General features: G+C 71.7%; 19 protein-coding genes. 11 read left to right on the top strand and 8 right to left on the bottom strand.

What is annotated here, in order from left to right; translation table 11 throughout:
* Positions 1 to 68: 68 nt before the first annotated feature.
* Complete coding sequence (locus ACWGDX_RS17885; RefSeq protein ID WP_453626673.1) at positions 69 to 602, top strand: MarR family winged helix-turn-helix transcriptional regulator; 534 nt, start codon at positions 69 to 71, stop codon at positions 600 to 602.
* Positions 603 to 790: 188 nt separating this feature from the next.
* On the opposite strand, the gene ACWGDX_RS17880 is transcribed toward ACWGDX_RS17885, so the two are convergent.
* Together ACWGDX_RS17880 and ACWGDX_RS17875 are read right to left on the bottom strand one after the other, a co-directional pair.
* Positions 791 to 2,371 (bottom strand): MFS transporter, encoded by a 1,581-nt coding sequence (locus ACWGDX_RS17880; protein ID WP_453626583.1) that lies wholly within the window; start codon positions 2,369 to 2,371, stop codon positions 791 to 793.
* Between the two features lie 404 nt (positions 2,372 to 2,775).
* Positions 2,776 to 3,438, bottom strand: coding sequence for a TetR/AcrR family transcriptional regulator (locus ACWGDX_RS17875; RefSeq protein ID WP_453626581.1), 663 nt, complete (start codon positions 3,436 to 3,438; stop codon positions 2,776 to 2,778).
* A 242-nt stretch (positions 3,439 to 3,680) separates the two neighbouring features.
* Between ACWGDX_RS17875 and ACWGDX_RS17870 the strand changes: the two genes are divergently transcribed.
* Positions 3,681 to 5,144: a M6 family metalloprotease domain-containing protein gene (locus tag ACWGDX_RS17870; protein WP_453626579.1), complete on the top strand. Its 1,464-nt coding sequence runs from the start codon at positions 3,681 to 3,683 to the stop codon at positions 5,142 to 5,144.
* Here the strand turns inward: ACWGDX_RS17870 and ACWGDX_RS17865 are convergent.
* From ACWGDX_RS17865 to ACWGDX_RS17855, 3 genes are all read right to left on the bottom strand, one after another.
* Positions 5,119 to 6,909: a class I adenylate-forming enzyme family protein gene (locus ACWGDX_RS17865; protein WP_453626671.1), complete on the bottom strand. Its 1,791-nt coding sequence runs from the start codon at positions 6,907 to 6,909 to the stop codon at positions 5,119 to 5,121. The two genes, ACWGDX_RS17870 and ACWGDX_RS17865, sit on opposite strands and share 26 nt — an antisense overlap.
* 246 nt (positions 6,910 to 7,155) lie before the next feature.
* Positions 7,156 to 7,911 carry an SDR family NAD(P)-dependent oxidoreductase gene (locus tag ACWGDX_RS17860; protein ID WP_453626577.1) on the bottom strand — a complete coding sequence of 252 codons (756 nt, stop codon included), beginning with the start codon at positions 7,909 to 7,911 and terminating at the stop codon, positions 7,156 to 7,158.
* A 209-nt stretch (positions 7,912 to 8,120) separates the two neighbouring features.
* The gene (locus tag ACWGDX_RS17855) at positions 8,121 to 9,470 is read right to left on the bottom strand and encodes a S8 family peptidase (RefSeq protein WP_453626575.1); all 1,350 of its coding nucleotides are present in this window, start codon (positions 9,468 to 9,470) and stop codon (positions 8,121 to 8,123) included.
* Positions 9,471 to 9,801: 331 nt separating this feature from the next.
* Here ACWGDX_RS17855 and ACWGDX_RS17850 point away from each other — a divergent pair, with 331 nt between their 5' ends.
* The 9 genes from ACWGDX_RS17850 to ACWGDX_RS17810 all read left to right on the top strand — a co-directional run bounded on the left by ACWGDX_RS17850 (position 9,802) and on the right by ACWGDX_RS17810 (position 19,187).
* A complete protein-coding gene (locus tag ACWGDX_RS17850; RefSeq protein WP_453626573.1) occupies positions 9,802 to 10,194 on the top strand; it encodes an MSMEG_0570 family nitrogen starvation response protein in 393 nt (130 codons plus the stop codon).
* Complete coding sequence (locus tag ACWGDX_RS17845; RefSeq protein ID WP_453626571.1) at positions 10,191 to 11,624, top strand: MSMEG_0569 family flavin-dependent oxidoreductase; 1,434 nt, start codon at positions 10,191 to 10,193, stop codon at positions 11,622 to 11,624. Before ACWGDX_RS17850 ends, ACWGDX_RS17845 begins: the two co-directional genes overlap by 4 nt.
* A gap of 31 nt (positions 11,625 to 11,655) precedes the next feature.
* Positions 11,656 to 12,483 (top strand): amidohydrolase family protein, encoded by an 828-nt coding sequence (locus tag ACWGDX_RS17840; RefSeq protein ID WP_453626569.1) that lies wholly within the window; start codon positions 11,656 to 11,658, stop codon positions 12,481 to 12,483.
* 173 nt (positions 12,484 to 12,656) lie between these two features.
* Positions 12,657 to 13,187: an MSMEG_0572/Sll0783 family nitrogen starvation response protein gene (locus ACWGDX_RS17835; protein WP_453626567.1), complete on the top strand. Its 531-nt coding sequence runs from the start codon at positions 12,657 to 12,659 to the stop codon at positions 13,185 to 13,187.
* Positions 13,188 to 13,317: 130 nt separating this feature from the next.
* Positions 13,318 to 14,406 carry an MSMEG_0568 family radical SAM protein gene (locus ACWGDX_RS17830; RefSeq protein WP_453626565.1) on the top strand — a complete coding sequence of 363 codons (1,089 nt, stop codon included), beginning with the start codon at positions 13,318 to 13,320 and terminating at the stop codon, positions 14,404 to 14,406.
* A complete protein-coding gene (locus ACWGDX_RS17825) occupies positions 14,376 to 16,025 on the top strand; it encodes an MSMEG_0567/sll0787 family protein (RefSeq protein WP_453626563.1) in 1,650 nt (549 codons plus the stop codon). Before ACWGDX_RS17830 ends, ACWGDX_RS17825 begins: the two co-directional genes overlap by 31 nt.
* Positions 16,022 to 16,957 carry a carbon-nitrogen hydrolase family protein gene (locus ACWGDX_RS17820; protein ID WP_453626561.1) on the top strand — a complete coding sequence of 312 codons (936 nt, stop codon included), beginning with the start codon at positions 16,022 to 16,024 and terminating at the stop codon, positions 16,955 to 16,957. The genes ACWGDX_RS17825 and ACWGDX_RS17820 overlap by 4 nt, the downstream gene beginning before the upstream one ends.
* A gap of 95 nt (positions 16,958 to 17,052) precedes the next feature.
* Positions 17,053 to 18,063, top strand: coding sequence for a carbon-nitrogen hydrolase family protein (locus ACWGDX_RS17815; RefSeq protein WP_453626559.1), 1,011 nt, complete (start codon positions 17,053 to 17,055; stop codon positions 18,061 to 18,063).
* Positions 18,060 to 19,187: an MSMEG_0565 family glycosyltransferase gene (locus ACWGDX_RS17810; RefSeq protein WP_453626557.1), complete on the top strand. Its 1,128-nt coding sequence runs from the start codon at positions 18,060 to 18,062 to the stop codon at positions 19,185 to 19,187. Before ACWGDX_RS17815 ends, ACWGDX_RS17810 begins: the two co-directional genes overlap by 4 nt.
* Positions 19,188 to 19,289: 102 nt before the next feature.
* Here the strand turns inward: ACWGDX_RS17810 and ACWGDX_RS17805 are convergent, their stop codons facing one another.
* From ACWGDX_RS17805 to ACWGDX_RS17795, 3 genes are all read right to left on the bottom strand, one after another.
* Positions 19,290 to 20,552: an IS701 family transposase gene (locus ACWGDX_RS17805; protein ID WP_453626555.1), complete on the bottom strand. Its 1,263-nt coding sequence runs from the start codon at positions 20,550 to 20,552 to the stop codon at positions 19,290 to 19,292.
* 187 nt (positions 20,553 to 20,739) lie between these two features.
* Positions 20,740 to 21,999, bottom strand: coding sequence for an MFS transporter (locus ACWGDX_RS17800; protein WP_453626553.1), 1,260 nt, complete (start codon positions 21,997 to 21,999; stop codon positions 20,740 to 20,742).
* A gap of 39 nt (positions 22,000 to 22,038) precedes the next feature.
* The gene (locus tag ACWGDX_RS17795; protein WP_453626552.1) at positions 22,039 to 22,845 is read right to left on the bottom strand and encodes a class I SAM-dependent methyltransferase; all 807 of its coding nucleotides are present in this window, start codon (positions 22,843 to 22,845) and stop codon (positions 22,039 to 22,041) included.
* Positions 22,846 to 22,885 lie beyond the last annotated feature (40 nt).

Below are 22,885 nucleotides of genomic sequence, written 5' to 3'. Positions count from 1 at the left end.
TTGAAACCTCAAGCATTCAACTCATACAAGCCTATCCGCGTCTAGTTTAACTTTCAAGAATGAGTAGAGTGGATTACATGACCACGGCATCCACCGGCAAAGACGCCGGTACGGGCGAGGAGCCGCGCTGGCTCAGCGATGAGGAACAGCGCGTCTGGCAGGCATACCTCCAGGCCACGACATTGCTGGAGGACCATCTCGACCGTCAGTTGCAGCGCGACGCCGGGATGCCGCACATCTACTACGCGCTGCTCGTCCATCTCGCGCGGGCCCCGCGGCGCCGTATGCGGATGACCCAGCTCGCCAAGGACGCCAAGATCACCAGATCACGGCTCTCCCACGCGGTGTCGAGGCTGGAGCAGCACGGCTGGGTCCAGCGCGAGGACTGCCCCTCCGACAAGCGCGGCCAGAACGCCTTTCTCACGGACCAGGGCAACGACGTGCTGAAGCGGTCCGCGCCGGGTCATGTCGCCGCCGTACGCCAGGCGATCTTCGACCGGCTCAGCCCCGAGCAGGTGAAGCAGCTCGGCGAGATCATGCGGGTGATGGCCGCGGGTCTTCAGCCGGAGGGTACGGGCGCGGATCTGCCCTGGCGCCGCTGAAGCGCGGGACACCAGGGCAGATCCGTTCTTCGTTTCCGCGTTTTCGCGTTTCCGTATTTCTACGCTTCCGCGCTTTTACGCTTTCGCGCTTCGGCGCTTCTACGCTTCCGCGTTCTTACGTCTCCGCGTTCGCCACGTCGCTACGGCGGATACGTCGCTACGGCGGATATGTCGGCTACGTACGGCCGTCAGTGCATCACGACCGGTACCTTCGCCGCGTCCTCCGCACTCCCGGCCCCGGAGCCCGAGGCGACCGGCGAGGAGCCCGGACGGCCGGTGTTGATGAAGGTCAGGGCGATCGCGGAGGCGACGGCCAGGATGCCGACCGCCCACCAAATCGCGCTGGAGTAGCCCTCCACCATCGCCCGCAGCTCAAGGAGCTGGCGGTTGCTGGTGGTCGCCGCGTGCGAGGCGACGTACGCGGTCGTGGCCGAGGCCGCGATCGTGTTCAGCAGCGCCGTACCGATCGCGCCGCCCACCTGCTGCGAGGTGTTCACCATCGCCGAGGCGACACCCGCGTCCCGCGGCTCGATGCCGTAGGTGGCGAGCGACATGGCCGGCATGAACGCCGTACCCATGCCCAGACCCAGCAGGAGCTGCGCCGGCAGGATCAGACCGGCGTACGAGGAGCCGATCTCCAGCTGCGTCAGCAGCAGCATGCCGAGCGCGGCGACCAGGAAGCCGGGGCCCATCAGCAGCCGCGGCGGCACCCGTGTCATCAGCCGTGCGCCGATCTGGGTCGAACCCGTGATCATGCCCGCGATCATCGGCAGGAAGGCGAAGCCGGTCTTGAGCGCCGAGTAGTCCTTCACGACCTGGAGGTAGTAGGTCAGGAAGAGGAAGAGACCGAACATCGCGATGATGGCGAGGCCGAGCGAGAGATAGACGCCGCCGCGGTTGCGGTCGGCGATCACGCGCAGGGGCAGCAGCGGGGACTTCACCTTGGACTCGACACCGACGAACGCCAGCAGCAGGACGACGGAGCCGACGAAGAGCGAGATCGTCATGGAGTCGGACCAGCCGTGGGACTCGGCGCGGGTGAAGCCGTAGACCAGCGACACCAGGCCCAGCGTGGAGAGCACGACACCGGGGATGTCCAGCGCGGAGGGGTTGCGGCTGCCGGCCGGCTCGCGGATCACGAAGTACGCGCCGAGCGCGGCCACGATCGCGAACGGGATGTTGACGAAAAACGTCCAGCGCCAGTCCAGGTACTCGGTGAGCACACCGCCGAGGATCAGACCCACGGCGCCGCCGCCACCGGCGATGGCTCCGTAGATGCCGAACGCCTTCGCGCGCTCCTTGGCGTCGGTGAACATCACCGCGAGCAGCGAGAGCGCGGCGGGCGCGAGCAGCGCGCCGAAGGCGCCCTGGAGCGCGCGGGAGCCGAGCAGCATCGCCTCACCGGTGGCGCCGCCACCGAGCGCCGACGCGGCGGCGAAGCCGAGCAGACCGACGACGAAGGTGCGCTTGCGTCCCCACAGGTCGGCGATACGTCCGCCGAACAGCAGCAGACCACCGAAGGCGAGGGCGTAGGCGGTGATGACCCACTGGCGGTTGCCGTCGGATATGCCCAGGTCCTGCTGGGCGGAGGGCAGCGCGATGTTCACGATCGTCGCGTCGAGCACGACCATGAGCTGCGCGAGCGCGATGAAGACCAGCGCTTTCCACCGACCGGGGTCGGGGAGTGAGGCTGCGGAGAACGAGGACGTGGGCGACGGCGAGGACTGCGCTGACGCGGCCGGTTCGGCCGGGGCGGCTGAATTTGACATGGAGGTATCCACCTAAGGACGCGGAAAGACGAAAATGTCGGAAAGTCGGTAAGTACAGGCGACGCTGCCGGTCTTACGAGGTCATGGAGTCACCGGGGCCGTCAGATGACCGGGGCATGGACAGACGGTCCGAGGGACGGTCTGCCGGATGACGGCTCTGACGGTGACGGATCGGATCGATCGGATCGGGTCTGACGGAGTGGTCGCGGAAGCCACCGGTACGGGAGCCGGGGTACGGGGTCGTGGGGTCGACCGCCGGGACGTCGGCGCCACGGGGCGTTCCGCGTCGGTGCGGGACGAACTGCGGCGGCCGGTTCCGCCCGGGGGCCGGGCGGCCCGTAGGGGCTTCGTTCTCGGCCGCCGGGCTGGGCCTCCGGGGCCGGAGTTCATGGTTCAGGGGCGCGTCACGGAGCGGCGCGGCGCAGATCCTCCAGGGTCGCTGCCGAGCCGGACAGTTGAGACCGGGCGGGTGCCTCCAGGCCGTCGAGGAAGAGCTGGAGATGCCGGTGGGTGAACCGGTCCATGCTCACACAGCCGGTGCCGGGGAGCGGGCGGGTGAGCTGGGACAGTGCGACCATCAGATCACCGACGGCGACATCCTTACGGAGCCGCCCCGCCTGCCGTGCCCGCTCCATCAGCCCTTCGACCGCCCCTTCGAGTCGCTCACGCGCGGCGTCCAGGTCGGGACGCGCCCGGTCGAACGTGCTCGAAAGCATGGGGCAGAGCGCCCCGATCCGCTCGTCCGCCGCGGTGTGCACGAAGATACGCAGCGCGGTGAACGGGTCGGACTCCTCGACGGCGATGCGCTCCGCGTGGTCCGACGCGCGGGCCATGACGTAGAGCACGACATCGTGGATGAGGGCATGGCGGTCGGGGAAGTGCCGGTAGAGCGTGGCATTGCCGATTCCGGCGCGGCGGGCGATCTCGTCGAGCGGGGCCTCGGCCCCGTACTCCACGAACAGCTCCCGCGCCGCCACGACGATCCGCTCCCGGTTGCGCAGGGCGTCGGCGCGCGGCCGGGTGGCACGGCGCGCTTCGGGTCCGGCGGTGGTGGTCGCGGTGGTCACGTCGGGGCCTTCCCTCGGTTCTCGTCCTCGGTCCGTCCCCGTTCTCCGGGGACTTAGATGCAAACGGGGATGTGCTCCCCGGTTATTTCACTCCTCCTTGTGACCCGCGTCACAAATGCCTGCGCAGGGGAAAGAACCCACGATCGGGCGCACCCAGCGAGCGCCGACACGCCGACCGGCAGAGGGTGATCGAACAGAGTGCAGTCAGGACGGCCGACTGCCGCGGACCCGAAGGCGGCCGCATGAAGCAGACGCGTCGGATACGCAGAACCGGCGGCAGTGCCGGCGACACGGGCCACGACACCAGTGGCGACAGTTCCACCGCCAGTCCCGGCTGTACCACCAGCCACGGGGGTACCAGCGGCCCTGGCGGTACCAGCGGCCCCGGCGGTTCCGCCGGGAACGGCAGCGCCGACGACAGCGCCTGCGACAGAGGCCACGGCCGATTCCATTGGGGTTCCCACCGTCTCGGCGCCCTCGCCGGCCTCACCGCCCTCACCCTCGCCGCACTGACCACGGCCAGCGGCACGCTCCCCGGCCCCACCCGCGCCTCCGCGGGCTCCGTCGCCGCGGGCCGGGACGCCTCCCTCACCCAGTGCCGTATCGCGCCCACCTCGACCGTCCAGATGTCGGAGGGGCTGCCCACCCCGCCCGGCTACTCCCCCTCCACCGGCACGGTCCGCGCACTCAATCTCATGATCGACTTCCCGGACGCGCAGGGCCCGGGAACGGCCCTCGACCGGCTCGGTGAGTTCTTCCCGAAGACGTCCCAGTGGTTCAGGACCAGTTCCTACGGGCGGCTCGACTACCAGGCCGAGGCCCCGCTGACGGACTGGCTGCGGATGCCGCTGTCGTTCGCGGCGTACGGGATAGAGCGCGGAGCGCCGTACGAGCCCGGCTACCGGCGGCTCGTCGAGGACATCGTGTCCGCCGCCGACAGCCGGGTGGACTTCGCCGCGTACGACCTGCTCAATGTCCTGGTCACCCCCAACGCCGGGCCGTCCGCGCTCGACACCGTCCTGTCCGTCACCTTCTCCGGCAACTCGGAGGCGCCCGAGGCCGACGGCGCGCCGCTCGCGAACACGTCCTTCGTCTACAGCCGCCAGGACGACGGTTCGGGTTCGTACCGCGAGACCGGCTACCGGGTGCTGCCGCACGAGAACGGCCATGTCTTCGGCCTGCCCGACCTCTACACCATGGACGGCGGCAGCTCGGTCGGGCACTGGGACATCATGTCCGAGGACTGGGGCGCCAACAACGATCTGCTGGGCTGGCACAAGTGGAAGCTCGGTTGGCTCGACGACGAACAGATCCGCTGCGCGTCCGTGTCCGGGGTCAGCGAGTATCTGCTGGAGCCGCTGGCGAGGACGGGCGGCCCCAAGATGACCTTCGTACCGCTCTCCAAGGAGTCCGGTTACGCGGTGGAGGTACGGACCCGGGAGGGTAACGACGAGGCGGTCTGCGCGCCCGGCGTCCTGATCTACCGGGTGGACTCCACGGTCGACACCGGGCGCGGCCCGATCGCGGTCTCGGACAGCCGCGAGAACAGCGGCGGCTGCACTCGGCGCCCCAATGTGCACGCGGAGCTGTCGGACGCGCTCTATCTGCCGGGCGACACCTTCGTCGACAGCGAGCACGACATCCGGATCACCGTGATGGCGAAGGAGCCCGGCGGGAATTTCAGGGTGCGGGTGTCACGGCCCTGAGTACCTCGGTCCGCAGCTCGCGCTTGAGGATCTTGCCGGCCGGATTGCGCGGCAGCGGGTCCTCCCGTACGAGCACATGGGCCGGAACCTTGAAGGCGGCGAGACGGGCGGCGACATGTGCGCGCAGCTCTTCGGCGCCGGTGCCGGCGTTGGTGCCGGTGTCTGCGTTGGTGCCGGTGTCTGCGTTGGCCTTGGCCTTGGCGTCCGGCCTCCTGGAGCCTGGACCGCTGTCCGGCTCGGCGCGCGGTCTGAGCCGTACCACCGCCGCGACCTCCTCGCCCAGCACCGGGTGCGGAATGCCCAGCACCGCGGCGTCGACGACCTCGGGATGGGCGTGGAGCACGGCCTCGACCTCCGCGCAGTACACGTTCTCACCGCCCCTGACGATCATGTCCTTGATCCGGTCCACCACCGTGACCCGGCCGTCGCGCACCCGCGCGAGATCGCCGGTCCTGAACCAGCCGTCGGGTGTGAAGGCCTCGGCGGTGGCGGCCTCGTCACGCCAGTAGCCGCGTACGAGCGCCTGGCCGCGCAGCCAGAGCTCGCCGACCTGGCCCTCCGGTACGGACTCACCCGGTGCGGACCCGCCCGCCAGTCCGGCGATCCGTACCTCGGTGGCGGGCGTCGGCCGGCCCACGCTGTCGGGGAAGCGCCGGTACTCCTCACCGAAGACGGCCAGTACCCCGCCGCAGGTCTCCGTCAGGCCGTAGCCGTTGCGGGGCTCGACGCGCTCGCCGTAGCGCGCGGTGAGCCGGCCGACCAGCGCGGGCGGGGCGGCGGCGCCACCGGTGCTGAACAGGGTCAGCGTCTCCAGCGCGTCGCTCTCGGCACCGCCCCCGGCACCGGCCTCCGCCGCCTCCGTCTCCGCCGCGTCCAGGAGCTGGAGCGCGGTGGCCGGGACACCCGCGTAGTACGTCACCCCGTGCTCACGGATCAGCCGCAGGGCCTGCCGCGCGTCCCACCCGCGCATCAGCACGAGCGTGCCGCCGACGGCCATGGCCGAGTAGAGACAGGTGAACGCGGCCACATGGAAGAAGGGATACGTCATCAGCGCGACGGGCGCGGGCCCCTGCCCGGGGATCCGTCCGCGCGCGAGGGCGGAGGCGGCGGCGTGGTAGCGCGGGTTCATGGCCGCACCGGCCTGGGCGAGCTGGGTGGCGACGGCGCCCTTGGGCCGCCCGGTGGTTCCGGACGTGTAGATGATGGTGGCGTCGTCCTCGGCCCGTACCTCGACATCGGGCGGCGCGGTGAACGGATCGGGGGCGGGCAGATCCTCGTACCGCTCGATCCGCCCAATCCCCTCGATCCCCTCCCCCTGGTCTGCGTGTTCCGCCAGGTCTGCGTGTTCCGCGTCGTCCGCGTTCCCGTGGAAGACGAGGATCCGGACGCCCTCGCGCTCGGCCCAGCGCGCCACGCGCGGCAGCCGCTCGCCGTCCACCAGCAGGACGCGCGGTGCGCAGTCGTCCAGGGCGTACGTGAACTCGTCCTCGGTCCACCAGGCGTTGAGCGGTACGGCGACCAGCCCGGCCAGCTGGGCCGCCCAGAAGGCGATCTGCCACTCGGGGTGGTTGCGCATGGCGATGACGGCACGGTCGCCGGGGCGGAGCCCGTAGACGTCGAGCAGACGGTTGGCCAGCGCGGAGGCGGCGGCGAAGAACTCCCCGTACGTGTACGTCCCGCTCTCCGCCACCAGGAACGGCCGGTCGCCGTACGCCCAGGTCGCCTCCACGAACTCGCGCAGGGTGCGCGGTCCGTCGGCGTACATGAGCGAACCGTTCTCGGCCCGTACGACGGCGAAGGGCGCCCCCGGCGCGGTCAGGATGTGCGGCTCGGGCACCTCGGCACCTCTCTCAGCGTCCAGGGGCCGGTCAGCCCGCCGCGACGCTACTCGACGGCCGCCTCCCGGTCGAACCGCCTGTCTTCCGCCCGGCTCCGCCCGGCCTCCGGTCGTCTGCCGGTCGTCTGCCGCCCCGGCCGACCTCGGGCGACCCCGGCCTCCGCTTCGGGCGAGTCAGTCGACCACCGTTCCGCAGGTGATGTTGAACGCGGTGGCGGTCATGGACCGGGCGCGGTCGGAGGCGGCGAAGGCTGCCACCTCGGCGACGTCCTGCCGCGTCGCGGCCCGCTTGAGCAGCGTCCGGCACACGGTGTCCTCGATGATCTCCTCGCCGCCCTCGAAGTCCTCGGGGATGGTGTCCACGATTCCCGCCGTCTGGATGCTCAGCGCCCGGATTCCGTACCGTCCCAGCTCACCGGCGAGCTGTCGGCGCAGCGCCTCGACGGACTGGAGCGCCACTTGCAGCCCGCCCAGATTCCAGTCGGGCCTCGGGTCGCCGTACCCCCCGAACACCAGGATCACGCCCGAGCGGCGGGGGATCATATGGCGCGCGGCGGCCCGCGCGGTCAGGAAGTTCGTCCGCAGGGCGGTCATGACGGGCTGCTGGAAGTCCGCGAACGGCATCTCCGCGAGCGGGGTGCCCTGCACATCGGCGTGCGAGATCAAATTGAACGAGATGTCGATGCCGCCGGCCCGCGCGGCGACATCGGCGGCGTGCGCGTCCACGGCCTGTTCGTCGAGCGCGTCCAGCACGGCGGCCTCGACGGCGCCGCCCTCGTCCCCGATCTCGGAGGCGACCCGCTCCAGCGGCGCGGGGGTCCTGGCGGCGATGAAGACGCGCGCTCCTTCCCGTGCGAAGGTCCGGGCCACAGCGCCGCCGATGGCCCCGCTGCCGCCGTAGATCACCGCGGTCTTGTCCTTGAGCAGCATGGTTCCGCTCTCCTCACTCGTCTCTCACTCGTCGCCATCTGTCGGCGCGCACAGGCGTACACAGGCGTAAACACAGGCGTACACACCGACGACTACGACTACGACTCCACCACCCGCGGAAACTCATCGCCTGTGGCACGGGAAGGGCCGACCCCCGGTGGGGAGTCGGCCCGGCCACGTCCCGTACGGGCGGGGCCCGCTGAAGTCCGTCAGAGTCCGCCGGTGTAGAGCAGACGGTTGGGCGAGCCCGTGCTGATGGGACGGACCACGTCCTTGGTCGACGCGTCGGTGAGCCAGCCGGTGAGCTCCGCCGGGGAGGCCGTCGGGTACTTCGCCTTCAGCAGGGCGGCGACCCCGGCGACATGCGGGCTGGCCATGGAGGTGCCGTTGAGCGTGCTGGAGCCGCCGCCGAGTTTGGCGGAGACGATGGCGACGCCGGGGGCGTATGTCGTCAGACAGCGACCGTAGTTGCTGAAGCGGGCCTCGCCGTCCTGCTTGTCGGTGGCCCCCACGGCGAGCGCCGACGTGGCTCCGGCGGGCGAGACACCACAGGAGTCCTGGGACTCGTTGCCGGCCGCGACGACGGGCAGGACGCCCGAGGCGGTGACGGCGTCGACGGCGCTGTCCACCGCCGCGGACGAGGATCCTCCGATGGAGGCGTTCAGGACGGCGGGCTGCCTGGCGTTGGCCGCGACCCAGTCGAATCCGGCGATGACCCCGGCCCAGTCGCCCTTCCCCTGGCAGTTCAGGACACGGACGGCGACCAGGGAGACCGAGCGTGCCACGCCGTAGGTCGCGCCGCCGGTGGTGCCCGCCACGTGGGTGCCGTGGCCGTTGCAGTCCTGCCCGACGCGTCCGTCACCGATGGCGTCGAAGCCGACGGTGGCGCGGCCGCCGAACTCGCTGTGCGCGGTCTCGATACCGGTGTCGACGATGTACGCCGTGACGCCACTGCCCGTACCGGTCACGGTGAAGTCGTTGTCGAGGGGCAGCTTCCGCTGGTCGATCCGGTCGAGCCCCCAGCTCTCGGCCTTGACCGCTTTCCCAGCTGCCTTCCTGACCGACTTCCCGACCGCCCTCCCAACCGCCCTCCCGACCGGCTTCTCCACGGACCGCGCTCGCTCGGCCGACGGCGGGCCGACGCTGATCCGCGCGTTCTCCTCGATGGCCTGGACGGCGGGAAACGTCCGTACGGCGCGCAGCTGCTCCCCGGTGAGGGCCGCGGCGAACCCGCGCAGCGCGGTCCCGTAGGTGAACAGAGGCTTGACCCCGAGCTGCCGTACCACCGTGGCCGCCGAGAACGCGGGCTTGAGCGTGACGATGTACTGGCCGGGAATCGCGCTGACGGAACGCTCGACGGGTACGGGAACCTGCCGGGCCCCGGCCGTCGCGCCGGCGCCGCCGACGTCACCACTCAGGTCGGCGTCACCGCTCAGGCGGACGTCACCGTTCGAGCGGACCTCACCGCTCATACCGGCCTGACGGCTCATACCGGCGCCACTGATCAGGGGAACGAACAGCAGAAGGACGATCGGTGCCCAGCGCGCGCTCAGGCGCATACATGCTCCTTGAAAAGGCGGAACCGCCCGCGGCCGGACCGGGCCCGCGAGCGACGAACACCCTTCCTTCGGCCGCGGCACGCCCACGGCTTGAGCCGAACCGACCGTATGGCGCAAACCCCCCGCGCACCCGTGCTGCCCCTGCCCTGCCCCGGGGCGCGTGCGGACTTTGCCTCCGAGGCAACTCCGCGTACAGGGAAACTCACCCGGTGTGAGGAGCCTGTAACTCCGCTTTATTCCGGATGACTCGGTTCGGTAATCGCCACTGGCTGAAGTTGTCACTACAAGCAGCGGCGAGGTCACGGCCTCGGCGCCTCGCATGGAGGACTTCATGCCTGAGATCTATTTCCATGTGCGCTGGCCCGATGGCGCGACCCAGCGCTGCTACTCCCCCTCCACCGTAGTCGAGGACTATTTCACGGCCGGCGGCGAATACGAGTTGACCGACTTCGTGGAGCGCAGCCGCACGGCACTCGGTATCGCCGGTGAACGGGTGAAGGAGAAGTTCGGCTTCCACTGCACCGGCGCGTCCGACCAGCTCGCCCAGATCGAGCGGACCGCCGCCGCCTATACCGCCGCCGCCTATACGCACGCCCACGCCGCCGGCACCACCGTCGCTTCCGTCCCCGCCGTCTCCGTCACCGCTTCCGTCCCCGCCGTCCCCGCCGACGTCCTCAAGGTCGTCGTCGAATCCCTCGTCAACGCCGACGGGAGCACGCGATGAGCGCCACGGTGAGCCCCGAGGTGAGCCCGGCTCCCGGCGCGGCAGTGAGCCCGGCTCCGCGCCCGGCGATGAGCGCGGCGGTGAGCCCGGCGGTGCGGCTCGCCGGGGCCCACTACCCGGTGGCCGTGGTCGGCGGCGGGCAGGCCGGTCTGTCGCTCAGCTACCACCTGCGCCGGCACGGCATCGATCATGTCGTGGTCGAGGCCCATCAGGTCGGTCACGAGTGGCGTGAGCGGCGCTGGGACTCCTTCTGTCTGGTGACCCCCAACTGGCAGTGCAGACTGCCCGGCTTCCCGTACCAGGGGGACGACCCGGACGGCTTCATGGTCCGCGACGAGATCGTTCGGTATCTCCAGGACTATGTGGCCTTCTTCCGCCCGCCGCTGGTGGAGGGCGTGACGGTGACCGGGCTGCGGCGCGCCCCCGGCGGGCGCTTCGAACTGAGCACCACGGAAGGCGAGTTCACCGCCGACCAGGTGGTGGTGGCCACCGGTCCGTACCACACCCCGTCCGTCCCGCGGATGGCCGAGCGCCTGCCCGCCGGTATCGGGCAGATCCACTCCTCCCGTTACCGCAACGCGGACCAGCTCCCCGAGGGCGCCGTGCTGGTCGTCGGCACCGGTCAGTCCGGGTGCCAGATCGCCGAGGATCTGCATCTCGCGGGCCGGCGGGTGCACCTCGCGGTCGGCAGCGCGCCTCGCGTCGCCCGCTTCTACCGGGGCCGGGACTGCGTGGCCTGGCTCGACGAGATGGGGCACTACGCGAAGGGCATCGACAGCTTCGACGACGCCGCCGCCGTGCGGATGCGCGTCAACCACTACGTCACCGGGCGCGACGGGGGCCGCGACATCGACCTGCGGGCCTTCGCCCGCGACGGAATGCGCCTGTACGGGCGGCTGACCGGCATCACGGGCGCCATGTGCCCTACGACGCCGGAGTTCGCTTCCACGACGCTGGAGTTCGCGGACGATCTGAAGGTCAGTCTGGACCGGGCGGACGCGGTGGCCGAGTCCATCAAGGACGCCATCGACGCCCATATCTCCGCGCACGGGATCCAGGCCCCCCGCGAGGCACGGTACATACCGGTGTGGGAGCCCTCCGAGCACGTGGCCGAACTCGATCCGGCCGAGGCCGGGATCACCTCCGTCGTCTGGTCCACCGGCTTCACCCGCGACCACCGGTGGATCGAGATACCCGCCTTCGACGGCCGCGGCTACCCGATGCACCGGCGCGGCGCCACCAGCACCCCCGGCCTCTACTTCCTGGGCCTGCCCTGGCAGCACTCATGGGGCTCCGGGCGCTTCGAGGCCGTCGGCCGGGACGCCGGGTTCCTCGCGGACCACATCGACGCGAGCCGCCGCCTCGCCGACGTGTGCGGCGTCCTCACCGGGGCGCCGGACTCCGTCGCCTCCGCACTTCCCCTGGGCTGACAGGCCCCCGGGCCGAAAGGAGCACCCCGGAATGGCACCCGAAACGGTCTTCGACGCACACCGCCACATCGGCGTCCTCCCCGCGTATCCCTTCTACGGCGGTCCGCCCGTCAACCCGGACACCACCGCCCGCGCCACCGTCAAACAGTTCCTCGCCGACCTCGACGCCGAGGGCACGGAACGCGCCCTGGTGATCCCCAACTACGGCGTACCGGACCCCGCCGTCGCGTTCCGCTTCAACGAGCTGGTGATCGAGGCGGCCCAGAGCGACGACCGGGTCCGCGCCGGGCTGTGGGTCTCGCCGCGCCCGGAGGACGCCGACCGTACGGAGCGGGCCCTCGCCCTGGCGGGGGAGGACGGCGTACGGGCCCTCAAGCTCAGCTTCCTGCTCGGCGGACGCCCCACGGACCCGGCCTGCCGGCCGCAACTGGACCGTATCTTCCGTACGGCCGCGCGGCACGGACTCGTCGTCCATGTCCACACCTCCCCCGGCGCCGCCTCGGACATCGACGAGGTCGGCAATCTGGTGGACTGGTACGCCGATCAGGTCCCCGTGCACCTGGTGCACTTCGGCGGCGGGATGAGCGGCCACATCAAGCTCGCCGGCTCGCGGTTCTTCGACTGGATCGAGTCCGGCAAGCGCGTCTACACCGACCTCTCCTGGGCCATCGGCTTCACACCGCGCTGGCTGGCCCGGGAGATCGAGCGTCGCGGCATCGGCCATGACCGGGTGCTCTTCGCCAGCGACCAGCCGTGGGGCGACTTCACCGGTGAGTACGCCCGGCTCGCCGAGGCGACCGGCGGCGGCGAACTCGGCGGACTCGTCTTCCGGGACACCTTCGCCGCGCTCTACGACTGACCCCGGCTCACCCGGACGGATCCGAAGGGGCCCCCCGAGGGACCCCGCCGGATCCGGAGGGACCCGACAGACCCCGAGGGACCTGACGGACCCCAAGGAACCCCGACAGCCGCCCTCGTCCCCTCACAACCGCCCCTCAGCCACCATCCGTACCGAAGAAGGAGACAGACACCATGTCCGACACCGCCCCCACCGCGGAGCTCTCCGAGATCGAGCAGAAGTCCCTCGACGAGATCGCGCACCCCTCGCTCCCCGAAGGCTCCAGCATCTACGGCTCCACCAAGGTCTTCCCCGACTACCGGGCCGAGGACGGGGAGACCTACTTCACCCTCGTCCACGGCATCGCCCACGAGTCCTCGGTGTCCTTCGTCGCCGTGCTCCAGGCCACCCGCGCCCTGCGCAAGGGCTTCGAGGCGGCCGTCTACTTCTACGGCCCGGGTTCGCTCAACTGCCTTGCCACACGCGGCTTCCCGACCGTCGGCAACTCCGCGTTCCCCGGCGAGCACAACATCAACAACCAGCTCAAGACATTCATCGCCGAGGGCGGCAAGGTCTACTGCTGCCGCTTCGGCCTCTCCCTGCACGGTGCCCGCGAGGAGGACCTGATCGAGGGCGTCATCCCCACCCACCCCCTCGACGTCCAGGACGCGATCATCCACTACGCGCGCAAGGGCGCCATCATCAACTCCACCTACCAGCTCTGAGAGGTGCGTCGTGAGCGTTGGCACCGATAGGACGAGTACGACAGCGACAGCGACGGCGACGGGGGCCCCGGCTGCGGCTGCGACGGGTACGGGTGGGGGTACGGGTACGGGTACGGGTACGGGTACGGCGGTGACAGGCACGGCGGTCGACGTGCGGATCATGACCCGCGCCGAGCTCGCCCTGCGCGGTATCCGTCAGGACGTCGAGGTCCGCCGGCCGGACGGCGCGGGCCCCAGCGACGACGGCCATGTCCTTGTCGACGGTGCCAACGCCGCGCTGCCCCGCAACCCCGACAGCCCCTACACGGTCCGCGACGGCAAGGTCTGGCTCGGCGACGAGACCGGGACCCTGACGGACACCGGGCTCTCCCTGACCCCCGTACGCCGGCCGAGGTTCTACGACCTGACGACCGCCGACGGCGTCCGGTACGAGGAGATCGCCCGGCTCCACGGCTCCGACGTGCTCGCCACGACCGTCGTACAGACCTGTGTCCGCTACGCCGAGTCCGACCGCTGCCGGTTCTGCACCATCGAGGAGTCCCTGCGCTCCGGCGCGACGGTCGCCGCCAAGACCCCGGCGCAGCTCGCCGAGGTCGCCGAAGCGGCCGTACGGCTGGACGGCGTCCGGCAGATGGTCATGACCACCGGCACCACCGCGGGTCCCGACCGCGGCGCCCGCACTCTCGTACGGTCGGTCCTGGCGGTGCTGCGCGCGGTGCCCGGTCTGCCCGTCCAGGTGCAGTGCGAACCGCCCGCCGACCTCGGGTGGATCTGCGCGCTGCGCGACGCCGGGGCGACAGCGATCGGCATCCATGTCGAGTCCCTCGACGACGGGGTGCGCCACCGCTGGATGCCCGGCAAGTCGACCGTGCCGATGGCCGAGTACGAGGCCGCGTGGGACGACGCGGTGCGGGTCTTCGGGCCCAACCGCGTCTCCACGTATCTGCTCGTCGGCCTCGGCGAGGACCCGGACGAACTGATCGCGGGCGCCGGGCGGTTGATCGACCGGGGTGTCTATCCCTTCGTCGTCCCGTTCCGTCCGATGAGCGGCACGCTCGCGGCGCGTGACGGGATCGGGGCCCCGAGCGCGGAGGTGCTGCGGTACGTGACCGAGGGCGTCGCGGTGAAGCTGCGCGCGGCCGGGATGAGCGGTGCCGACCAGAAGGCGGGCTGCGCGGCCTGCGGGGCGTGCAGCGTGCTGAAGACCGCGGGCGGGTGACGGCCGTGTATCTCGACGGATCCGCCGCACCCGCACCGCCGGTATCGGACCGCGCGGCCGAACGCCCGGCCGACATCCTGGCGCTGCTCGGCGACCTCAGCACCTTGGCGCGGCAGCCTGTCTTCCGTATCGAGGAGGCCTGTTCGCCGGGCGAGTCGTCCGACTACCGCCGACTGCGCCGGGACACCTTCGTCCATGAGCAGGGGCTCTTCTCCGGCCATGACCTGGACGACCGGGACGCCGACGCCCGTACCGTCGTCCTGGTCGCCAGGGACCCGGACGGCACCGTGGTCGGCGGCGTACGTCTCGGACCGGTGGACGGCGGTCCCGACATCGGCTGGTGGCAGGGTGGCCGTCTCGTCGTGGCCCGCCGGGCCCGGGGGCCGCACGGCATCGGAGCGGCGCTGGTCCGCGCGGCCTGCGCCCGCGCGGAGGCCGAGGGCGTCCTGCGGTTCGACGCGACCGTCCAGACCCGTAACGAGGCGCTCTTCCAGCGGCTCGGCTGGCGCTCCGTACGCGCGGTCACGGTCGCGCGGGCGCCGCACACGCTGATGCGATGGCCGATCGGGCGGATCGCGGCGCAGGTGGCGGCCACCAAGTCCGCGCTCGGACCGCTCCTCGCGGCCTTCCACGGCGTGGCTTTCCACGGACCGGCTCTCCACGCAGCGGCTCTCCCTGGGCCGGCTCGCCCTGGATCGGCGGCCGGTGCCAGTGGCGGGGCGGCGGATGGTGCGGGCGGGGCGGCTGGGACGGCCGGGGCGGGCGGAGCCTCACGCGGCGACGCGCGTACCGCCCTCGGCGGCGCCGGGTTCGTCGGCGACGACGGCGCCCCCGTCCCCGGCACGGATGTGATCGCCGCGTGCGACGCGATCGTGCCGTCCATGGTCGAACGGGACCCCGAGTGGGCGGGCTGGTGCTCCGTCCTCGTCAATGTCAACGACCTCGCGGCGATGGGTGCCGCACCGGTCGGGCTGCTGGACGCCGTGGGCGCGAAGGACGCGGCGCACCTCGGCCGGATCCTCGCCGGACTCGGACGGGCCGCGGAGGCGTACGGCGTACCGGTCCTCGGCGGGCACACGCAGCTCGGCGTACCGGCCGCCCTGTCCGTGACCGCGCTGGGCCGCACGGACCGTCCGGTGCCGGGCGGCGGCGGACGGTCCGGGCACGCCGTACGGCTCACCGCGGACCTCGGCGGAGGCTGGCGCGCGGGCTACCGGGGCCGCCAGTGGGACTCGTCCACCCACCGCCGTACGGACGAGCTCCGCGCGATGACCGGGGCGGTCGCCGCCGCCCGGCCCGCCGCGGCGAAGGACGTGTCCATGGCCGGGATCGCCGGGACCCTGGGCATGCTCGCCGAGGCGAGCGGCTGCGGCGCCGTACTCGACGTGGCGGCCGTACCCCGCCCGCCGGACACGGCCATGGGCGACTGGCTCACCTGCTTCCCCGGCTTCGCGATGCTCACCGCGGACGGACCGGGCGCCGCGCCGCTGCCCGCCGGGCCCGCCACGGGCGCGGTGTGCGGGGAGCTGACCGCGGGACAAGGCGTGGGGCTGCGCTGGCCCGACGGAGAGATCACAGACGCGGTCGCCGGTCCGGTGACCGGAATGGGGACCGCATGAGCACGCTCCGTATGGCGGCCGTCGCCGCCGAGTTCGGCCGCGATCTGGAAGAGGACTTCGCCGTCGCCGAACGGCTGATCAAGGAGGCCCGCGCCGAGGGCGTACGGCTGCTCGCCCTGCCGGAGGCCTGCCTGGGCGGCTATCTGCTCAGCCTCGACGGCGGCGGTGCCGCCACCGGGAGCGGCAGCACAGGCACCGGCGGCACAGGCCCCAACTCCGACTCCAGCACCAGCACCGGCACCGGCGGCAGCGAGCCGGACCCAGGTCCGCCGGCGCTCGCCCTCGACGGCCCCGAGATCCGCCGGCTGGCCGCGCTGGCGGGCGAGCTGACCGTCGTCGCCGGCTACTGCGAGGCGGGTACCGACGGGCGGCGCTACAACAGCGTGGTCTGCGTCAACGGCGACGGGGTGCTGGGCAATCACCGCAAGGTCCACCAGCCGCTGAGCGAGGACGCCAGCTACGCGTCCGGCGACCGCTTCCACGCCTTCGACACGCCGGTCGGCCGGATCGGCATGCTGATCTGCTACGACAAGGCCTTCCCCGAGTCCGCCCGCGCGCTGGCCCTCGACGGGGCCGAGATCGGTGTGGTCGTCTCCGCCTGGCCGGGAGCGCGCACCAACGCCACCCCCGATCTCGTCAACGACCGCTGGAAGCGGCGCTTCGACCTCTTCGACCGGGCGCGCGCCCTGGAGAACCAGATCGTGTGGGTCTCCTCGAACCAGTCGGGTACCTTCGGGTCGCTACGCTTCGTCGGCAGTGCCAAGGTCGTCGACCCCGGCGGCGAGATCCTCGCCGACACCGGGGTCGGAGCCGGCCTGGCGATCGCCGAACTCGACGTCGCCCAGGCCCTGGAGACCGCTCGCCGCTCCATGGGGCATCTGCGCGACCGGCGTCCGGAGACCTATACGTACGCGGGAGCGGTCGGCGCGTGAATCCCCACGAGGCCGCATGAACCCCCACAAGGCCCACAAGGCAGTCCGCGAAGTGAACGAAGTGACCGAAGTGAACGAGGAGCGGTGAACGACCGATGAGCACAGTCCGGATCGCGGCCGCCGCCGCCCACTTCGGCCGTGACCTGGAGTTCGACCTCGCCCGTATCGCCAAACTCATCGACGACGCGCGCCGCTCCGGCGCCGGACTGCTCGTCCTGCCCGACGCCGCGCTCGGGGGCTATCTGGCCGATCTGCGCCATCCGGACCCGGAGGCGCTCCCGCCGGCCCTCGAGCCGGACGACCCCGTGATCCTGCGGGTCGCCCGACTCGCCGCCGAGATGGTCGTCTGCGTGGGCTACTGCGAGGACGGCGGCGACGAGCGCTACAACGCCGCCGTGTGCGTCAGCGGCGACGGTGTCCTCGGCCGCCATCGCAAGGTGCACCTGCCGGCCGGGGAGATCGCCGCCTACGCGCCGGGGGACCGTTTCGCCGCCTTCGACACCCCGGTGGGCCGGCTCGGCATGCTGATCGACTACGACAAGACGTTCCCCGAGTCCGCCCGCTCCCTGGCCCTGGACGGCGCCGAGATCCTCGCCTGTCTCTCCGCCTGGCCCACCAGCATCACCAACCGCGCCCCGCGCATGGCCCAGGACCGGCAGGCCAAGCTCTTCGACCTGTACGACCAGGCGCGCGCCGCCGAGAACCAGGTCGTCCTCGCCTCCTCCAACCAGACCGGCGCCATGGGCGGCATGCGCTTCCTCGGCCAGTCCAAGGTCGTCGGACCGGGCGGCGACATCCTCGCCCGGACCTGGGCCAAGGCGGGCCTGGCCGTGGCCGAGGTCGACGTGGCCGCCGAGCTGGACCGCGCCCGCCGCGTCCTGCGCCACCTGGACGAACGCCGCCCGGACGCGTACCGCGCGACCGGAAGGACGAGCGGTGGCGGTCCCGCGCACCGGGAACCCGTACCGGCGGCCGATGGCGGTCCCGCGTACGGAAAGCCCGGACCGGCGAGCGGCACCCCGGAACCGTACGAGACCGGGCGCCGGATCCCCGTGTACCAGGAGACCGGGGAGATCCCCGCGCAGTCCCGGAAGATCCCCTCGTGAAGATCGCCCTGCTCAGCTACTCCACCAAGCCGCGCGGCGGCGTCGTGCACACGCTCGCGCTCGCGGAGGCCCTGGCCGCGGCCGGAGCGGACGTCACCGTCTGGTCGCTGGGGCGGGGCGGCGACTCGGGCTTCTACCGCGAGGTCGCCCCGGACGTCCGCGTACGGATCGTGCCGTTCCCGGAAGGACCCGCGGACGAGACCGTCGGCGCGCGCATCCTCCGCTCCATCGCCACCCTGCGCGAGGCCTTCGACCCGTCGCCGTACGACATCGTCCACGCCCAGGACTGCATCAGCGCCAACGCGGTGGACCGCTGCGTCCGCACCGTCCATCACCTCGACCAGTTCACCACGCCCGAACTGGCCGCCTGCCACGAACGGGCCATCGTCGAGCCGTACGCGCATATCTGCGTCTCCCGGTCGGTCGCGGACGAACTGGCCCGGGGCTGGGGCCTGAAGGCGGAGGTCATCCCCAACGGAGTGGCCTACGAGCGCTTCGCCACCACCGACCCGGCGGCCCGCGCCGCCTGGCGCTCCCGCCTGGGCCGCTATGTGCTGACCGTAGGCGGAATCGAACCCCGCAAGGGCTCCCTGGACCTCCTGGAGGCATACGCGCTCCTGCGCGCCGAGCGGCCCGGCGTACGGTTGGTGATCGCGGGCGGGGAGACCCTCTTCGACTACCGCGACTACCGCGCCCGCTGGGAGACCCGCGCCGCCGAACTCGGCGTGGAACCGGTCGTCCTGGGCCAGGTCCCCGAGGACGACCTCCCACCGCTCGTCGCCGCCGCGGCAGCCTTCGCGTTCCCCTCCGTGAAGGAGGGCTTCGGCCTCGCCGCGATGGAAGCCCTGGCCGCCGGAGTCCCCCTGGTCGTCCGCGACCTGCCGGTCCTGCGCGAGGTATTCGGCCCCACGGCCCGCTTCGCCACCACCCCCCGGTCCCTGGCCACCGAACTGGCCGCGGCCCTGACCGGGAACGACGCGGTACGCCGCACAGCGGGCCGAACCCTGGCCGCCCACCACACCTGGCCCACCGCGGCCCAACACCACCTGGCCTTCTACCGCAAACTACGCGGACCGGACACCCCACCCCCACCGCCCCCGGACACCCCCGCCGGTCTCCGCTGAGGGGTCGTCCCACCGGGTGAGTCCGCGTCGGCGGACGACGGCACGCGGGAGAGGCGCGCGGACGAGGCGCGCGGGAGAGGCACCCTGGCGTCCGACGGAGCCTCACACGCCGCTTGCGGAGAGGTGGCCGGGCTCCGCCGCGTATGTGCGGCCGAACGGCAGGTCCGCCGGCCCGTGGGAGTGCAGGGCGACGGCGTGCGCCGCCGACGCGAGCGTGGCGTGGCGGTTCCAGCCGCCGTACGACCGGCCGGTGAAGTCCCGCATGCCGAGGCAGCCGGTGACACGCTCGAAGGTGTCGTCGACACGGTGCGGGAGCGCGGTCAGGGACAGCAGGGTGGCCGGGTCGGCGTCGAGCATGTTGGTGAGCCACACTTCGTCGGGCCGGTGCCGGGTGTCCGTTCGCGTACGGAACAACAGCAGGTCGTACGGGTCGTGGTGACCGTCCCGCCCGCCCGGACGGACGGGGTGGTGCGGCGAGCGGACCCGGACCGCGGCGACGAGACCGCGCGGCGGCTGCTCGCCGCCGGACAGCGGTCGCGGGGGCGCTCCGCCCGCTTCCGGCCGGACGTCCGGGATCCTCCGGTCCGGACGGCGCGCGGCCACCGGCCTGCGTGGCGCCTTCGCCGCCGCGAGGATCTGGTACATGGGGAGCGGGCTCGCTCCGTATCCGGGCAGGTCGGGATCGGCGGCCGTGAGACGCAGCCCCCGGTAGGCCCTGACCAGGAAGGGCAGCCGTGCCGCGCGCAGCCGGTGGACCGCCACGGCGGTGTCGATGCCGCAGACGTCCATCACCACGGGCAGCCGGCCCCGGAGGTCGGCGGGCAGGCCGAGGTAGGCCCCGACGGCGCACTCCACGGGGGTTTCGGGCGTGAACCCGTCGGGGATCGACGCGCGGGCCCGCCGCGCGTCGTCCTGGAGCCACTCGGGCGGCAGCAGCAGCCGCCAGACGAGCGGGTAGCTCATCACCGGCGAGGCGGCCCACAGCCCCACGGCGTACTGGGCGTTGAGCACCTGGCCGGATCCCGCGAAGAAACGTTTATGCACCCCTACTGTGCTCCCTCCCTCCCGCCGAGTGACCATGGGGCGCAGGACCCACGCCCTCGGCGGCGCCACCGGCATCATGATGTCGGCCACGGCGCGTGTCACGGGCGTCCAGTCCCAGGTGGAGCAACTGACGAAATGGTGCAGACTCTGCTCCAGCCTGGGCCCGCCCAGGGAGTACGCCATGTTCCGGAAGGACTTGCGTCCCCGGGTGGTCAGCAGGCCCCGTACATAGGTCCGGGCCATTTTGCGCTGGTCGGCGCGCGGCAACGAGGCGAAGAGCGCGGTGCCCAGATCGGTGAGCGGTTGGTCATGGCCGGACATGGTCCCCCCTTGGTCATGGCCGAGGTGCGGTCGTGGCGGTGGTGCGGTCGTGGCCGTAGTGCGGTCGTGGGTGTGGTGTGGTGGCGTCCCGGCCGGACGCACGGCCGTGCGTGCTTCCTTCCACTCGCGCACGGAGTGGAAGGAAGCACGCACGGTCAGGGTCCCGGCCGGCTCCCCGGCGGCCTTATCACGCCTTCGTCGTCTCGGCCTCGGCCTCGGCCTCGGTGCTCGGGGACCCGGCCGCCGGCTTCGGCGCCTTGAAGGCTCCGGCCCCCGCGAAGATCGCCGCGGAAAGGAGGAGGCTCACCACGGTGAAGCCGGCGACGCCCTTGAAGCCGTCGAAGTCGGTCAGCAGCACACCGCCGACCAGGCCGCCGATCGTCGTTCCCACGTACAGCGCGGTGGTCGACAACGACGACACCGTGCCGCGGGCGGCCGTCGTCCGCGACAGCAGCATGGCCATGAAGATCGGGTAGCCGAGGCCGAGTACCGCGGACCCCAGGGCCAGGCCGGCGATCGCCAGGCCCAGGTTCGGCGCGAACGGCACCGCGCCGTAGATGACGATCAGGCCCGTGAACACCACGGCGAGCGTGCGGTGTTCACCGATCCTGCGGATGAGGTGGCTGCCGAAGATCGAGGTGGTCGCCATGCCGACGCCGAGGGCCATCATCGAGGCACCGACCGCGCCGACCCCCAGGCCGAAGTCCTTGTTCAGCCATGAGCCGATAAACGAGATGGTCTCGAACACACCGGTCTGGTAGACGAAGTACGCCAGCAGGTACCAGGTGAAGGTCGCGGACCGGAACAGCCCCGCGTAGGTGCCGAAAATCCCGGTGGCCTCGCCCGGCGCCCGGGTGGAGGGCACCGACGGGAAGACCCGCCACAGCAGGAGCCAGGCGATCGCCGACAGCCCGGCCACCACGAAGAACGGCACATGCCAGGAGACGGCCGCCAGCCAGCCGCCGACCGGGACGCCGGCGACCTGCGAGATGGACATGCCCGCGCCCGCGATGCCCATGGTCTTCATGATCGCGTCGGGTGCCACCAGCACGGGGATGGACGCCCAGATCTGCGGGGTGACCAGCGCGGCGAACATGCCGGCCAGGAACCGGAAGAGAAGCATCGTCCACAGGTCCTGCGCCACCCCGCACAGCGCCGTGGCCACCGCGAACCCCGCGAATCCGAGCAGGAGGACGCCCCGTCGGTCGCGGCCGTCCGACAACGGCCCCGCCACCAGGGCGAAGAGAGCGAACCCCAGCGCGTAGGCGCTGACCATCCACCCCGACACACTGGTGGACACGTCGAACTCGGCGGCCAGCGTGGGGAGCATGGGAGCGACGAGGAACGTGTCGGTTCCGATGACGAACATGGTGGCGAACGCCAGCCACGCGATGAGCGAGCTGGATCGGGGGGCCTGCCCCCGCGTCGCGCTCTGTGCCTGTGTCACGGCTTTCCTTCCGGTCGTACGAGTCTCTGGGACCCCGGCTCAGTCGGCCGTGGTTCGTCGGCCCCAGCTGGAATAGATGAAGGTCGATACGTCGGGGGCCGGGGCGCTCTCCACCAGCGCGCTCGCCCGCGCGATCTGCTCCTCGGTGGCGAGGCCGGCGTCGACGAGGCTGTGGCCGCTCTGGATCAGCCGGATGCGCAGCAACTCGTTCTGCACGGCGTCGATCCCGAGCCCGCCCGGGGTGACCGACACGCCCACGTCCACGCAGCCGGCCGCCGCCAGCAGTGCCGGTGTGCGGCGCGCCCAGGCCAGGTCGATGCCCTGCGCGGCGAGGGCGGTCAGCCAGGCCCGCTGCACCTGCTGCCACTCCGAGTACGGGGAGTCCTCGGCCGACAGGAAGTAGACGTCCTCCAGGACGAGCCAGCCGCCCGGGGCGAGCCACCGTACGGCCCGCTCCAGGACCTGTTCGCGCCGCGGCAGATGCATGAACACCGCGCGGGCGTGCACCAGGTCGAACGAACCGGGCTCGAACTCCTCCTCGTTGATGTCCATGCGCCGCACGGTCAGCCGCGGGGAGCGGTCGGTGTCCATGAACCGGGGGTCGATGTCGGCGGCGACGACGCCGCCCCTCGGTACCCGGTCGGCGAGCCAGTAGGCGATGGAGCCGGCACCCGCCCCGAGCTCCAGGCAGCGCCAGGTCGGCGCGATGTCCAGTTGTTCCAGGATCCTGACCGTGGTCCGGTCGTAGCTCTTCTCCAGCAATTGCAGCCGGGTCACCTCGGTGGGCAGGTCCTTGCTCAGCAGACCCGTGGTGTAGGCGTCGACGGTCGCGGTGTTCTCGCTCATCGCGAAATGCCCTTCTGGTCTTGGCCGGTCGGTGGTCGCG

This window comes from Streptomyces sp. NPDC055025 (assembly GCF_053608565.1).
The sequence above is the reverse complement of the archived record's forward strand: the minus strand, read 5'-3'. Positions and strand labels throughout refer to the sequence as shown.

Excerpts from the sequence above, each read along its gene's own strand:
- ACWGDX_RS17870 (WP_453626579.1), top strand. The coding sequence starts at position 3,681 with ATGAAGCAGACGCGTCGGATACGCAGAACCGGCGGCAGTGCCGGCGAC.
- ACWGDX_RS17805 (WP_453626555.1), bottom strand. The coding sequence starts at position 20,552 with ATGTCCGGCCATGACCAACCGCTCACCGATCTGGGCACCGCGCTCTTC.
- ACWGDX_RS17855 (WP_453626575.1), bottom strand. The coding sequence starts at position 9,470 with ATGCGCCTGAGCGCGCGCTGGGCACCGATCGTCCTTCTGCTGTTCGTT.
- ACWGDX_RS17845 (WP_453626571.1), top strand. The coding sequence starts at position 10,191 with ATGAGCGCCACGGTGAGCCCCGAGGTGAGCCCGGCTCCCGGCGCGGCA.
- ACWGDX_RS17820 (WP_453626561.1), top strand. The coding sequence starts at position 16,022 with ATGAGCACGCTCCGTATGGCGGCCGTCGCCGCCGAGTTCGGCCGCGAT.
- ACWGDX_RS17840 (WP_453626569.1), top strand. The coding sequence starts at position 11,656 with ATGGCACCCGAAACGGTCTTCGACGCACACCGCCACATCGGCGTCCTC.
- ACWGDX_RS17815 (WP_453626559.1), top strand. The coding sequence starts at position 17,053 with ATGAGCACAGTCCGGATCGCGGCCGCCGCCGCCCACTTCGGCCGTGAC.
- ACWGDX_RS17850 (WP_453626573.1), top strand. The coding sequence starts at position 9,802 with ATGCCTGAGATCTATTTCCATGTGCGCTGGCCCGATGGCGCGACCCAG.
- ACWGDX_RS17860 (WP_453626577.1), bottom strand. The coding sequence starts at position 7,911 with ATGCTGCTCAAGGACAAGACCGCGGTGATCTACGGCGGCAGCGGGGCC.
- ACWGDX_RS17835 (WP_453626567.1), top strand. The coding sequence starts at position 12,657 with ATGTCCGACACCGCCCCCACCGCGGAGCTCTCCGAGATCGAGCAGAAG.
- ACWGDX_RS17865 (WP_453626671.1), bottom strand. The coding sequence starts at position 6,909 with ATGTACGCCGACGGACCGCGCACCCTGCGCGAGTTCGTGGAGGCGACC.
- ACWGDX_RS17880 (WP_453626583.1), bottom strand. The coding sequence starts at position 2,371 with ATGTCAAATTCAGCCGCCCCGGCCGAACCGGCCGCGTCAGCGCAGTCC.
- ACWGDX_RS17795 (WP_453626552.1), bottom strand. The coding sequence starts at position 22,845 with ATGAGCGAGAACACCGCGACCGTCGACGCCTACACCACGGGTCTGCTG.